This window comes from Streptomyces sp. Alt3 (assembly GCF_030719215.1).
Classification (GTDB): Bacteria; Actinomycetota; Actinomycetes; order Streptomycetales; family Streptomycetaceae; genus Streptomyces; species Streptomyces glycanivorans.
The window spans coordinates 6,018,196-6,032,014 of sequence record NZ_CP120983.1; the positions used below are offsets into that span (position 1 = coordinate 6,018,196).

At 71.2% G+C, this 13,819-nt stretch carries 11 protein-coding genes; 5 read left to right on the forward strand and 6 right to left on the reverse strand.

Features of this window, described 5'->3' with window-relative positions:
• Window positions 1–22 precede the first annotated feature (22 nt).
• From P8A20_RS26545 to P8A20_RS26555, 3 genes are all read right to left on the reverse strand, one after another.
• Complete coding sequence (locus P8A20_RS26545) at window positions 23–448, reverse strand: CBS domain-containing protein (RefSeq protein WP_147963129.1); 426 nt, start codon at window positions 446–448, stop codon at window positions 23–25.
• A 125-nt stretch (window positions 449–573) separates the two neighbouring features.
• Window positions 574–1,278 carry a DUF305 domain-containing protein gene (locus P8A20_RS26550; protein WP_306104370.1) on the reverse strand — a complete coding sequence of 235 codons (705 nt, stop codon included), beginning with the start codon at window positions 1,276–1,278 and terminating at the stop codon, window positions 574–576.
• A complete protein-coding gene (locus P8A20_RS26555; protein ID WP_147963127.1) occupies window positions 1,275–1,958 on the reverse strand; it encodes a thioredoxin-like domain-containing protein in 684 nt (227 codons plus the stop codon). The genes P8A20_RS26550 and P8A20_RS26555 overlap by 4 nt, the downstream gene beginning before the upstream one ends.
• Before the next feature lie 246 nt (window positions 1,959–2,204).
• Between P8A20_RS26555 and glnA2 the strand changes: the two genes are divergently transcribed.
• Together glnA2 and P8A20_RS26565 are read left to right on the forward strand one after the other, a co-directional pair.
• Complete coding sequence (glnA2, locus tag P8A20_RS26560) at window positions 2,205–3,566, forward strand: gamma-glutamylpolyamine synthetase GlnA2 (protein ID WP_147963126.1); 1,362 nt, start codon at window positions 2,205–2,207, stop codon at window positions 3,564–3,566.
• 196 nt (window positions 3,567–3,762) lie between these two features.
• The gene (locus tag P8A20_RS26565) at window positions 3,763–4,413 is read left to right on the forward strand and encodes a histone deacetylase (protein ID WP_147963125.1); all 651 of its coding nucleotides are present in this window, start codon (window positions 3,763–3,765) and stop codon (window positions 4,411–4,413) included.
• A 39-nt stretch (window positions 4,414–4,452) separates the two neighbouring features.
• Here the strand turns inward: P8A20_RS26565 and P8A20_RS26570 are convergent, their stop codons facing one another.
• The gene (locus tag P8A20_RS26570) at window positions 4,453–5,706 is read right to left on the reverse strand and encodes an MFS transporter (protein ID WP_147963124.1); all 1,254 of its coding nucleotides are present in this window, start codon (window positions 5,704–5,706) and stop codon (window positions 4,453–4,455) included.
• A gap of 340 nt (window positions 5,707–6,046) precedes the next feature.
• Here P8A20_RS26570 and P8A20_RS26575 point away from each other — a divergent pair, with 340 nt between their 5' ends.
• Both P8A20_RS26575 and P8A20_RS26580 read left to right on the forward strand, forming a co-directional pair.
• Window positions 6,047–6,835 (forward strand): putative protein N(5)-glutamine methyltransferase, encoded by a 789-nt coding sequence (locus P8A20_RS26575; RefSeq protein ID WP_147963123.1) that lies wholly within the window; start codon window positions 6,047–6,049, stop codon window positions 6,833–6,835.
• 164 nt (window positions 6,836–6,999) lie between these two features.
• Window positions 7,000–9,996, forward strand: coding sequence for a bifunctional [glutamine synthetase] adenylyltransferase/[glutamine synthetase]-adenylyl-L-tyrosine phosphorylase (locus P8A20_RS26580; RefSeq protein WP_147963122.1), 2,997 nt, complete (start codon window positions 7,000–7,002; stop codon window positions 9,994–9,996).
• 87 nt (window positions 9,997–10,083) lie between these two features.
• On the opposite strand, the gene P8A20_RS26585 is transcribed toward P8A20_RS26580, so the two are convergent.
• Window positions 10,084–10,932 (reverse strand): phosphatase PAP2 family protein, encoded by an 849-nt coding sequence (locus P8A20_RS26585; RefSeq protein WP_371934444.1) that lies wholly within the window; start codon window positions 10,930–10,932, stop codon window positions 10,084–10,086.
• A 205-nt stretch (window positions 10,933–11,137) separates the two neighbouring features.
• Complete coding sequence (locus tag P8A20_RS26590) at window positions 11,138–12,181, reverse strand: LacI family DNA-binding transcriptional regulator (protein ID WP_147963120.1); 1,044 nt, start codon at window positions 12,179–12,181, stop codon at window positions 11,138–11,140.
• A gap of 360 nt (window positions 12,182–12,541) precedes the next feature.
• On the opposite strand from P8A20_RS26590, the gene P8A20_RS26595 reads away from it, so the two are divergent.
• Window positions 12,542–13,813 (forward strand): extracellular solute-binding protein, encoded by a 1,272-nt coding sequence (locus P8A20_RS26595; protein WP_147963119.1) that lies wholly within the window; start codon window positions 12,542–12,544, stop codon window positions 13,811–13,813.
• Window positions 13,814–13,819: the final 6 nt, after the last annotated feature.

Below are 13,819 nucleotides of genomic sequence, written 5' to 3' on the forward strand. Positions count from 1 at the left end.
CGCCGGAGCGGGGGAAGGGCGGTCAGGCGCGGGAGTAGACCCTCTCCGCCCATCCGGCGACCTGCTCGTCCGAGAGGTGGAGCGCCAGGTCGGCCTCGCTGATCATCCCGATCAGTTTCTTCTCCTCGATCACCGGGAGCCGGCGGATCCGATGGCTCTGCATCGTCTCCAGCACCGCGTCGACGTCCGCCGTCGACTCGATCCAGCGCGGAGTGCCGTCGCAGAGCTCGCCCGCCGTCACCGTCGACGGATCGTGCCCCGACGCCACGCACCTGATCACGATGTCCCGGTCGGTGATGATCCCGACCATCCGGTCCTGCTCACCGCTGGCGGAGACGGGAAGGGCTCCCACCTTGTGGTCCCGCATCATCTGTGCGGCGCGGTCGAGCGTCTCGTGGGCGGGGATCCAGTGGGCCCCGGTGTGCATGATGTCCTTGGCCGTGGTCATGGGGTTGCCTCCTGCGTGCCGATGGGCACTGCTCGACGTTCCCCGAGTCCTTCCATCGTGCCGGGACGGCCCGGCGCACGCGAGTGCTGTCACTCGTTCGGGCGTACGCCGAGCCGGTTCCGTGTTCAGGGACGGGGTGCGGCCCCGCGCGCCGTGAGCATGTCCGCCATCAGGTCGAGCTCGGACTGCTGGGCCTCGACCATGCCCCGGGCCAGCCGCCCCTCCACGGCCACGGCGCACTGCTCGGCGCAGCCCCGGGCCATCGCGACGCCGCCCTTGTGGTGGTCGGTCATCAGCTGCAGGAAGAGGATCTCCGCCTGCTTGCCGCGGGCCTTGCGGAGCCGTTCCAGCTCGGTCCTGGTGGCCATGCCGGGCATCAGGGCCCCGTCGTGGTCCATGCCCTCCATCCCCTTCATGTCCTGCATGTCGTGGCCGCTGTGGCCGCTGTGGCCGCCGTGGGCGTCCGCCATCCAGGCCATCGGGCCCTGCCCTTCGGGCGCCGTCTTCGGGAGCTCCCACAGGTCGAGCCAGCCGAGCAGCATCCCGCGCTGGTTGGCCTGCGTGTTGGCGATGTCGTACGCGAGACGGCGCACGTCCTCGTCGTCGGTCGTGTCCCGCACGAGGAAGGACATCTCCACGGCCTGCTGGTGATGGACGGCCATGTCCCGCGCGAACCCCGCGTCGGCCGAGTCCGCGGCGGGCGTGAGGGGAGCGGACGCCGCCCCGTCCCCGCGCGCGGAGGCGACCGTCGCCGCCCCGGCGAACAGCAGGGCCACGGCCACGGCGGACCCCACGGCCCACCGCGTGCGACGGGTGAGCGCGGCGCTCACCCGTCGACCCCGCCGGTGCAGGGCGCGCCGGGCTCGGGCGTCTGCGCGCCCTGGACGTACTTGGCGAAGAACCGGGCGACCCGCGGATCGTCCGCGCCGTCCACCGTGACCTGCTTGCCCCAGGCGCTGAGCATGATCGCCCCGGCCTGTCCCTCGTACGGGGACATCAGGGAGTACGGGGTGCTGCTGACGCGCGACGCGAGCGCGTCGACGTCCTCCGGGGATGCCTTCCCGTTGTGCGTCACCCAGACCGCACCGTGTTCCAGGGCGTGCACGGCGTTGACGTTCGGGACGGCCTTCTCGTATACGACGCCGTCACAGTTCAGCCAGGCCGGATTGTGGTTCCCGCCGACCGGCGGCTCCATGGGGTACGTCACCTCCGTGGTGACGTGGTCACGGGTCAGCTTCTCCGCGTCCCACGACTTCTCGTCCGCGATCGGCTCCGCGGCGAGCTTCTTCTTCTGCTGCTCGGTCTGCTCGGTCTGCTTGGCGTCCTGCGCCTGGCTCCCCTCGGTCCTCTCCTTCGCCTCGGACTTCTCCAGGAGCATGTACGAGCCGAAACCGAGCAGGCCGGCGACCACGACGGCGCTCACGCCTATGGCGAGGACCTTGTTGCGGCGGTCGCGCGCACGGTCGGCGCTGCGCATCTGCTCCATGCGGGTCCTGCGGTCGAAGCTCATGACGTCGGGTCCTTCTGCCAGGGGGTCGGGAGGGACGGGAGCGGAGCGTGGAGAACACGGTCGCGGCGGGCCGTGGCACAGCGGCTGCGGCCCGTGCACACCACGGGCGCCGATCGTAGTGGGTGGCCGCGTGCTCTCTCTCACACCGTGTGCGTAATCTGGGTGAAATCCCGGGTCGTGATACTGAGGTGTCCCCCCTACCCCGGGCGGTGGTGCACGGACCGTCTGAACTGCAAGGATGTGGCTATGGACAAGCAGCAGGAATTCGTCCTCAGGACGCTTGAGGAGCGCGACATCCGCTTCGTACGGCTGTGGTTCACCGACGTTCTCGGTTACCTCAAGTCCGTCGCCGTGGCCCCGGCCGAGCTGGAGCAGGCGTTCGACGAGGGCATCGGCTTCGACGGCTCCGCGATCGAGGGCTTCGCCCGTGTATACGAATCGGACATGATCGCGAAGCCGGACCCCGGCACCTTCCAGATCCTTCCGTGGCGCGCGGAGGCTCCGGGGACGGCACGGATGTTCTGCGACATCCTGATGCCGGACGGTTCGCCCTCCTTCGCGGACCCGCGGTTCGTCCTCAAGCGCATCCTCGCGAAGACCTCCGACCTCGGCTTCACCTTCTACACCCACCCCGAGATCGAGTTCTTCCTGCTGAAGAACAAGCCGGTCGACGGCAGCCGCCCCACCCCCGCCGACAGCTCCGGCTACTTCGACCACACCCCGCAGAACGTCGGCATGGACTTCCGCCGCCAGGCGATCACCATGCTCGAATCGATGGGCATCTCGGTCGAGTTCAGCCACCACGAGGGCGCCCCCGGCCAGCAGGAGATCGACCTGCGCTACGCGGACGCGCTCTCCACCGCCGACAACATCATGACGTTCCGACTCGTCATGAAGCAGGTCGCGCTGGAGCAGGGTGTGCAGGCCACCTTCATGCCGAAGCCGTTCTCGGAGTACCCGGGCTCGGGCATGCACACCCACCTCTCCCTGTTCGAGGGCGACCGCAACGCCTTCTACGAGTCGGGCGCCGAGTACCAGCTCTCCAAGGTCGGCCGGTCCTTCATCGCGGGCCTGCTCAAGCACGCCGCGGAGATCTCCGCCGTGACCAACCAGTGGGTCAACTCCTACAAGCGAATCTGGGGCGGCTCCAGCCGCTCCGCGGGCGCCGGCGGCGAGGCCCCCTCGTACATCTGCTGGGGCCACAACAACCGCTCGGCCCTGATCCGCGTCCCGATGTACAAGCCCGGCAAGACCGGCTCGGCCCGCGTCGAGGTCCGCTCCATCGACTCCGGCGCCAACCCCTACCTGACGTACGCGGTGCTGCTGGCCGCGGGCCTCAAGGGCATCGAGGAGGGCTACGAACTCCCGGCCGGAGCCGACGACGACGTCTGGGCCCTCTCCGACTCGGAGCGCCGCGCGATGGGCATCGAGCCGCTGCCGCAGAACCTGGGCGAGGCGATCTCGCTGATGGAGAAGAGCGAACTGGTCGCCGAGACGCTGGGCGAGCACGTCTTCGACTTCTTCCTGCGCAACAAGAAGCAGGAGTGGGAGGAGTACCGCAGCGAGGTCTCCGCCTTCGAGCTGAAGAACCTGTTGCCGGTGCTGTAGGCGCACGTCCCGCGAGTGGGCCCGCAGCCACCGGCTGCGGGCCCACCTGCCGTCCGGGCCGACTCCGGGCCGACTCCGGGTCGTCTCCGGGCCGCCTCCGGGCCGTCGGCCGGACGGTTGGGCGCGGCCTCGCGGTCACGCTCCGTCCCGCGGGCGATGATCACCGCATCGCCGAGCTCGGCAGGGGAGGCACCGGATGGTCCACGTACGCCGGATCGAGCCGCTGGTCGCGGGGGAGCTGGAGCCGCGGTACGTCTGGTACACGGCGTACGGCTCCAACACGCACCTGGGCAGGCTCGCCTGCTACATCGAGGGCGGCCGGCCGCCCGGGGCCGGCACGGTGTACCCGGGGTGCCGGGACCGGCGCCCGCCCTGCAGGTCCGTGCCCGTGGAGCTCCCGGGCGACCTCTACTTCGCCACCGAGTCGCCGGTCTGGGGCGGCGGACGGGCCTTCTACGACCCGGGCGGCGAGGGGCGGGTGTACGCCCGCGCCCACCTCGTCCCGGCCTCGCAGTTCGCGGACATCGCCGCCCAGGAGATGTACCGGGAGCCGGGCGAGGACCTGGACCTCAGCGAGGTGCTCACCGCCGGCGTCGCCACGCTGGGGAGCGGACGTTACGAGACGCTGGTGTGCGCGGGGCGCATGGACGGGCACCCCGTACTGACCTTCACCGCCCCGTGGAGCGCCGGCGACGTGACGCCGGTGCCCCCGTCGGGCGCCTACCTGCGTCTCGTCGCCTCCGGCCTGACGGCGGCGGGCGCGTGGGACGCGGCCACCGTCGCCGCCTACCTCGCCTCCGCGCGGGGGCCGCCGGCCGGTGGTCCGACCGCGCGATCCTGGACCTGATCGGCTGACCGGGCGGCCGTCCGGGCGCCCCGCGGCCCGTCACTCGCCCCCGGCCGCCCGGGTGACGTCCGGGGCGGCGTCGGGTGCGGCCGACGGCGCCGGGTGAACCTCCGGCTGCGCGGTGCGGCGGGTGCCGATGGCCGGGGCCAGGAAGACCGCCACGGCGACGAAGGCGAGGACGACGATCATGGCGGAGCGCAGCCCGTAGTGGTCGCCCAGGAAGCCGAGTCCGGGGGGCCCGACGAGGAACGCGATGTAACCGATCATCGCCACCAGGCTGACGCGCGCGGCCGAGTCGGGGCCCGAGTCGCCGGCCGCCGACAGGGCCACGGGGAAGCCCAGCGACGCCCCCAGCCCCCAGAACAGCACCGCGGCGCCCGCGAACACGGGGGAGTCGGCGAAGATGACGAGCGTGAGCCCGAGGGCGGCGGACAGGGCGCTGGCCCGCACGACGGGCGCGCGGCCGAAGCGGTCGATGAAGAACGCGCCGCTGAAGCGGCCGATCGTCATGGCGGCGGCGAAGCCCGCGTAGACGGCCGACCCGAGGGCGGGGTCCACGCCGTGGCCGTCGACCATGAGCAGGGGGAGCCAGTCGTTGGCGGCGCCCTCCGCAAGGGCCATGGCGAGGATGATGCCGCCGATCAGCAGCAGCTGCCTGTCCTTCCACACGGCGCTCCGGGCCGGCGCGGGTCCGCCGTCGGCCGACCGGAGCCCCTTGGTCCTGCCGACCGCGGGAGGGATGGAGCGGATGGCGTACGCGAACATCCCGGCGGTGACCACGGCTGTCGCGGTCAGGTGCCACTGCACCGGGAACTCGGTCGCGGTGAGCAGGATGCCGACGGCGGCCCCCACCACCGTGCCGAGGCTGAAGAAGCCGTGCAGGGTGGGCAGTACGGTCCCGCCGATGAGCTGTTCGACCTCGGCGCCGTCGATGTTGACCGCGACCTCGCCACCGCCCATCCCGGCGCCGAAGAGGAACAGCCCCGCCGTGACGGTGGGTGCGGACCCGAGCAGCGCCCCGAAGCCGACGACCACCATGCTGACGATGACCAGAGCCACCCCCACAGCCATGACCGGCCGGGTGCCGAACCGTGCCACCAGCGCTCCTGAGATCAGGATGCCGAGCATCGACCCGACGGACAGACCGAACAGGACGAGCCCCATCTCGGCCGTGGAAGCGCCCAGTTGATCCCTGATGTCGGGGGTTCGCGTCACCCACGAGGAGATCGACAGGCCGGGTATGAGGAAGAAGAGGAACAACGCCGTCCGGCGGCGACGGGTGGACAGGTCCATCAGGCACGTCTTTCACGAGAATGCGACGGGGCGGACGTCACCCCGGGCTCAGCATGTACGAACGTACACTCATGGGCCGGGCTGTGGAAGTGCGTACCGCGAGACGGAGAACGGACGCAGGACGCACGCTCGCTGGAGCGCGGCCGGGGCGCGACGTCGCCGGCCGGTGTCGGGGCGAACGGTCTCGGGTAGTGTGACCCCTCCCGAGACCGGGACCGACCCAGGAGGTGAGACCCATTACCGCTTCAGCAGGCTGGGTGCTCACTCCTCGCCGTCGCAGGTCCGAACGGGCCTGAGCGATCGCGGAGCGCCCATCGGTACTTCCGAAAGGCTCCGCACCGTGCAGGAATTCGCCCCACAGCTCACCTTCGCCACCCTCGTCACCGCCCTTCGCGCCGCCGGCTGTGTCTTCGCCGAGGACGAGGCGGAACTCCTTCTGTCGACAGCGGCCGACCCCGCCGCACTCGCGGCCATGCTGGAGCGCCGAGTGGCCGGACACCCGCTCGAACACGTCCTCGGCTGGGCCGAGTTCTGCGGGCTGCGCATCGCCGTGGACCCGGGGGTCTTCGTGCCCCGGCGGCGTACGGAGTTCCTCGTGCGGCAGGCCGCCGCACTCGCGCCCGACCGGGCGGTCGTGGTCGACCTCTGCTGCGGCACCGGGGCGCTCGGCCGTGCGCTCGCGTCGACGTTGCGGGACATCGAACTGCACGCCGCCGACGTGGAACCCGCAGCCGTGCGCTGCGCCCGGCGCAACGTGGGCACGCTCGGGACCGTCCACGAGGGCGACCTCTTCGCTCCGCTGCCCCGCGCCCTGCGCGGACGGGTCGACGTCCTGCTCGCCAACGTGCCGTACGTGCCCACCGAGGACGTCGGGCTGCTGCCCGCCGAGGCCCGCATCCACGAGCCGCTCGTCGCGCTCGACGGAGGGGGCGACGGCCTCGACGTGATGCGGCACGTCGTCGGCGAGGCGGCGGACTGGCTGGCCCCCGGCGGCAGCCTGCTGGTCGAGACGAGCGAGCGGCAGGCGCCGGTGGCCGAGGAGACGGTGCGGAGCGGCGGACTGGCCGCGCGTGTCGTCGTCTCCGAGGAGCTGTACGCCACCGTCGTCATCGGCACCAGGCCCCGGTAGACCGGGGAACGGGCCCGGGGAACCCCCTGGGCGGTACGGCGGTGTGCGTGGCCTTTGCACCGGTCGTGGCCCCGGTGAACGGGCCACGCCGCCGCTCCGGATTCATCTGCACGGGGCTAGGCTCGTAGGGCGGATATGTGCGATCGGCGGGCAGGAGACACGGGATGACGACGGTGCCGGGACGCAGGAGCAGTACGTTCACCCGCCTGCTGCGGCACGGCTTCACCGATCCGTCGGCCGCCGAACGCCTGCTCGACCTGCCCGAGCTCTCCTCCGTACGCGCCGATCCAGTCCTCTTCGACGCGCTCGGTGCGACGGCCGACCCCGATCTGGCCCTGCACGGCCTCGTGCGGCTCGTCGAGGCCGAGGAGGCCGACGAGCGGCAGATCCTGCTGGACACCCTCGTCACGGCCAAGCCGCTGCGGGACCGGCTCCTCGGCGCCCTCGGTGCCTCCGAGGCGCTCGGGGACCATCTGGCACGGCATCCGCGCGACTGGCAGGCGCTGGTCACCTACGAGGCCACCGATCTGCACCCCGGGGTCCCCGAGTTCGAGCACATGCTCAGCGACGTCGTCGACCCGGACTCGCTGAGGGTCGCCTACCGCAGGTCCCTGCTCTCGATAGCGGCCCGTGACGTCTGCGGGACGACGGACGTCGCCGAGGTCGCCGCGGAGCTCGCCGATCTCGCGACGGCCACCCTGCGTGCGGCGCTCGCCATCGCCCGCGCCGACGCGCCCTCGGACGCCGCGCAGTGCCGTATCGCCGTCATCGCGATGGGCAAGTGCGGCGGACACGAGCTGAACTACGTCTCCGACGTCGACGTGATCTTCGTAGGCGAACCGATCGACGGCGCGGAGGAGAGCGGCGCCCTTCAGGCCGCCACCCGGCTCGTCGCCCACATGATGCGGATCTGCTCCGACACCACCGTCGAGGGCACCATCTGGCCCGTCGACGCCAACCTCCGCCCCGAGGGCCGCAACGGACCGCTGGTGCGGACCGTCTCCTCGCACCTCGCCTACTACCAGCGCTGGGCCAAGACCTGGGAGTTCCAGGCGCTCCTGAAGGCCCGGCCCGTCGCGGGCGACCCGGAGCTCGGGGCGGAGTACCTCGAAGCCGTGTCCCCGCTGGTGTGGCAGGCCGCCGACCGGGAGAACTTCGTCGGCGACGTACAGAAGATGCGCCGGCGCGTCGTCGACAACATCCCCGTCGACCGTGTCGACCGCGAGCTCAAGCTGGGCCCCGGCGGGCTCCGGGACGTCGAGTTCGCCGTCCAGCTGCTCCAGCTGGTCCACGGGCGCAGCGACAGCACCCTGCGCGTCGGCTCCACGCTGGAGGCGCTGGGGGCACTCGCCGACGGCGGATACGTCGGCCGGGCGGACGCCGCGCAGATGGACGAGGCCTACCGCTTCCTGAGGGCCATGGAGCACCGCATCCAGCTCTACCGGCTCCGCCGCACCCACATGGTCCCCGAGGACGAGGCCGACCTGCGTCGGCTCGGGCGGTCCCTCGGGCTGCGTACGGACCCGGTCGCCGAACTGAACCGGGCGTGGCGGCGGCACGCCTCCGTCGTGCGGCGGCTGCACGAGAAGCTCTTCTACCGGCCGCTCCTGGACGCCGTGGCCCAGCTCGCCCCCGGCGAGAGCCGGCTCAGCGCCAAGGCCGCCGGTGTCCGGCTGGAGGCCCTCGGCTACGCCGATCCCGCCGCAGCGCTGCGGCACCTGGAAGCCCTGTCGTCGGGGGTCTCCCGCAAGGCCGCGATCCAGCGGACGCTGCTGCCGGTGCTGCTCGGCTGGTTCGCGGACTCCGCCGATCCGGACGCCGGGCTCCTCGGCTTCCGGCAGGTGTCCGACGCGCTCGGCAAGACCCCGTGGTACCTACGCCTCCTGCGCGACGAGGGCGCCGCCGCCGAGAACCTCGCCCGGGTCCTGTCCGCCGGCCGGCTCGCCCCGGACCTGCTGATGCGCGCCCCGGAGGCCGTCGCCATCCTCGGCGACCCCGAGGGACTGAGGCCGCGCAGCCGGGACCACCTGGAGCAGGAGGTGCTGGCCGCGGTCGGCCGTGCCCCCGGTGCGGAGGCGGCCGTCGCGGTGGCCCGCGGCGTTCGCCGGCGTGAGCTGTTCCGTACGACGGCGGCCGACATCATCGGCTCGTACGGCACCGAGGACAACCCGGCCGAGACCGACCCGGGGGCCCTGGTCGACCGGGTCGGATCCGCCGTCACCGACCTGAACGCCGCCACGCTCTCCGGGGCGCTGCGCGCCGCCGTCCGCGAGCGGTGGGGCTCCACCCTGCCGACCCGGTTCGCCGTCATCGGCATGGGCCGCTTCGGCGGGCACGAGCTGAGCTACGGCTCGGACGCGGACGTCCTGTTCGTCCACCAGCCCCGGGAGGGGGTCAGCGACGAGGAGGCCGCCCGGGCGGCGAACGCCGTCGTCGCGGAGATGCGCAGACTGCTGGAGCTGCCGACCGCCGATCCGCCTCTGCTCATCGACGCCGACCTGAGGCCGGAGGGCAAGACCGGTCCCCTCGCCCGCACCCTGAAGTCGTACGGGGCCTACTACCGGCGCTGGTCGCTGGTGTGGGAGAGCCAGGCGCTCCTGCGCGCCGAGCCCATGGCCGGCGACGGGGAGCTGGGGCGCGCGTTCGTCGAGCTCGTCGACCCGCTGCGCTACCCGGTCGAGGGACTGGGTGACGAGGCCGTCCGGGAGATCCGGCGGCTCAAGGCGCGGATGGAGTCCGAGCGCATGCCGCGCGGCGCCGATCCGACGCTCCACACCAAGCTCGGGCGCGGCGGGCTGAGCGACGTCGAGTGGACGGTGCAGCTCATCCAGATGCAGCACGGCTGGGCGGAACCCGGCCTGCGGACCACGCGTACGCGCGAGGCGCTGGCGGCCGCGTGCGCGGCGGACCTGATCCCGGCGGAGGAGGCCCGGACCCTGGACGAGGCCTGGGTGCTGGCGTCCCGCGTGCGCAACGCGGTGATGCTGGTGCGGGGGCGGCCGGGCGACACGTTCCCCTCCAACCCGCGTGAGCTGACGGCGGTGGGCCGCTACCTCGGCTACGAGCCGGGGCACGTGGGGGACATGCTGGACGACTACCGGCGGATCACCCGGCGTGCACGGGCGGTGGTGGACGAACGGTTCTACGGAGCCTCGGGCTGAGGCGGAGCACGCCCTGAGTCCCGGGAGCGTCCGCTGCCGGTGACCGGGCGGCGTCGCCCCCTCGGTAGCCGGTCCCGGCCTCCGGGCTCAGTCGCCGGTGGAACCCGAATCGGCCCTGGGAGTCAGCTCGGGCGCGCGCAGGGGTGGCCGGCGCAGGGCGCGCAGGCGGCTCCGGCCCGGCCGCTGGACCCGCTTCGGCAGTCGGTGCGGCAGAGCCCCGTACCAGGCGTAGGACATCGCCACGCCGAACGTCAGGCAGGCCATACCGCCCACCGCGTCCAGCCAGAAGTGGTTCGCGGTCGCCACGATCACCACGAGCGTGGCCACGGGGTACAGGGCGCCCAGGATCCGGGCCCACGGGGCGGAGGCCAGGGCGCAGATGGTCAGACCGCACCACAGGGACCAGCCGATGTGCATGGACGGCATCGCCGCGTACTGGTTCGACATGTGCTTGAAGTTGCCCGAGGCCATCGAGCCCCAGGTCTGGTGCAGCATCACCGTGTCGAAGAAGCCGCCGCCGCTCATCAGCCTGGGCGGCGCCAGCGGGAAGACGTAGTAGCCGAGCAGGGCCACCGCGGTGGTGGCGAAGAGGGCCAGACGGGCTGCCGCGTAGCGGCCCGGATGCCGGCGGAACAACCAGACCAGCACACCGATGGTCACGACGAAATGGAGCGTCGCGTAGTAGTAGTTCATCGACACGATCAGCCATGTCACCGAGTTGACGGCGTGGTTGACCGTCTGCTCGAAGGCGAGCCCCATGCTGTGTTCCAGGGACCAGATCCAGTCGGCGTTCCGCAGGGCCGCGGCCTTCTGCTCGGGAACGGCGTTGCGCACCAGCGAGTAGAGCCAGTAACTGACCGCGATCAGCAGGATCTCGAACCAGAGACGCGGGCGGCGCGGGGAGCGCAGGGAGCTGAGGGAGACGCGGATGCGCATGCGGGGCGGAACGACCGCTCTCGTGGAACCCGAGGAACCGGATGAACCGGACGCCGTCGCTCCGTCCGCGACGGGTGACGGGGTGGCCGCCGTGCGGTCTTCCTGTGTGGTCACGTGCGATTCACCCATAGGCGCAGAGTCTGCCAGATACATCCCCCTCCGCCCGATGATCCTCCGGTCGGGTTCCGGTCGCACATCCAGCACTTCACCGGCGGGTGTGCCCCGGGGAGGCAGGGGCCGGACCCGATGCGGTTGAACCGCGTACGACCAGCTCGGGCATGAAGACGAACTCGCTGTGCGGAGCCGGAGTGCCACCGATCTCCTCCAGCAGGGTGCGCACCGCGGCCTGGCCCATCGCCGTCACCGGCTGCCGGATCGTGGTGAGCGGCGGATCGGTGAAGGCTATGAGGGGCGAGTCGTCGTACCCGACCACCGAGAGGTCGCGCGGGACCTCCATCGACAGCCTGCGGGCCGCGCGGATGGCGCCCAGCGCCATCATGTCGCTCGCGCACACCACCGCGGTGCACCCGCGCTCCATCAGGGCCGAGGCCGCCGCCTGCCCGCCCTCCAGCGTGTACAGGGAGTGCTGGATCAGCTCCTCCACGGCATCGGCGGTGAGTCCGAGCTGCTCCCGCATCGTGGCGTGGAACCCCTCGATCTTGCGGAGCACCGGCACGAAGCGCTTCGGTCCGACCGCCAGTCCGATGCGCTGATGTCCCAGCGCCACCAGATGCGTCACCGCGAGCCGCATCGCCGCACGGTCGTCCGGGGAGATGAACGGCGCCTGCACCTTGGGGGAGAAGCCGTTGACCAGGACGAAGGGGACACCCTGGGCGCGCAGTTGCTCGTACCGCTGCATGTCGGCAGAGGTGTCCGCGTGCAGTCCGGAGACGAAGATGATGCCCGAGACCCCGCGGTCGACGAGCATCTCGGTGAGTTCGTCCTCGGTGGAGCCGCCCGGCGTCTGCGTCGCCAGCACCGGTGTGTAGCCCTGCCTGGTGAGCGCCTGGCCGATGACCTGGGCCAGCGCGGGGAAGATCGGGTTCTCCAGCTCGGGCGTGATCAGGCCGACGAGGCCGGCGCTGCGCCTGCGCAGCCGGACGGGGCGTTCGTAGCCGAGGACGTCGAGCGCCGCCAGGACGGATTCACGGGTGGTCGCGGCAACACCGGGCTTGCCGTTCAGTACGCGGCTGACCGTCGCTTCGCTGACCCCCGCCTGAGTTGCGATATCGGCAAGCCGTGCGGTCATGGCAATGGACTGTACCGGGCGCGTGTCGGATTGCCCACCATGCGCGGGATTCGGCCGGACCGCCCCGGCCGCCGCCGTCGGACGGACCTCCCGCAGCAACATCTTGCAAGTCCTTGCGGACGGATCCGGACCCTTGCGATCGGATGGTCCTACCGCCGCCCTGCCGGGCCTGGCCTGGCGTGGGCAGGGTGAAAGGGCTTCCGTCAAGAGGCTTGACGGCAACCTTGCGGACACGCCAATGTAACGATCAGCAGTGCTTGCAGAAATATTCCGCAAGGTCTTTCGGTCGTCTTTCATCCTTGTTACGTTCACGTCGACCCGGCGCCGCGACGGAGCGGTACGGCAGTTGAAGGAGTTCAGATGCGACGTGGCATAACGGCCACCGCCCTGGTCGCGACCCTGGCGCTCGCGGCGACCGCCTGCGGAGGCGACGACGAGTCCGGCGGCAGCAAGAGCTCGGGCGAGCTCTCCGGCACGGTGACCTGGTGGGACACCTCGAACGTCGGCAGCGAGGACAAGGTCTTCAAGAAGATCGCCGAGGGCTTCGAGAAGAAGCACCCGAAGGTCGACGTCAAGTACGTCAACGTTCCCTTCGGCGAGGCGCAGAACAAGTTCAAGAACGCGGCCCAGGCCGGTTCCGGCGCCCCCGACGTCATCCGCTCCGAGGTCGCCTGGACCCCCGAGTTCGCCGACCTCGGCTACCTGGCCCCGCTGGACGGCACCGCGGCGCTCAAGGACGAGGGCGACTTCCTCAAGCAGGCCGCCGCCTCGACCAAGTACAAGGGCAAGACGTACGCGGTCCCGCAGGTGATCGACTCCATGGGCATCTTCTACAACAAGAAGATGTTCGCCGACGCGGGCGTCGAGCCGCCGGCGAAGATCGCCGACCTGAAGACCGTCGCCGAGAAGATCAAGAAGAAGACCGGCAAGACCGGTCTCTACCTGCGCGGCGACGACTCGTACTACTTCCTCTCCTTCCTCTACGGCGAGGGCGGTGACCTGGTCGACGCCGACGCGAAGACCGTCACCGTGGACAACGCCGCGGGCGTCAAGGCGTTCGGTGTCGTGAAGGACCTCGTCGAATCCGGGACGGCGAAGACCGACGCCACGGACGGCTGGGAGAACATGATGCAGTCGTTCAAGAACGGCGACGTCGCCATGATGATCAACGGCCCCTGGGCCGTGGCCGACACCCTGACCGGCAAGGAGTTCACCGACAAGGCGAACCTGGGCATCTCCACGGTGCCGGCCGGCACCGCGGGCCAGGGCGCTCCGCAGGGCGGCCACAACCTCGGTGTCTACGCGGGCTCCAAGAACCTCGACGCCTCCTACGCGTTCGTCGAGTACATGACCTCGGTCGAGGCCCAGGCCCAGACCGCGGGTGAGCTCAACCTGCTGCCGACCCGCACCTCCGCGTACTCCAAGAAGGAGGCCGTGGACAGCGAGATCGTGCAGTTCTTCAAGCCCGTCGTCGAGACCGCGGTCGAGCGTCCCTGGATCCCGGAGACCGGCAGCCTCTTCGCCCCGCTGAACGTCGAGTACACCAAGGTCCTCACCGGCCAGACCACGCCGGAGAAGGCCGCGAAGGCGACCGGCGACTCCTACCGCAAGCTCCTCAAGGGCTGGAAGTAACTCAGG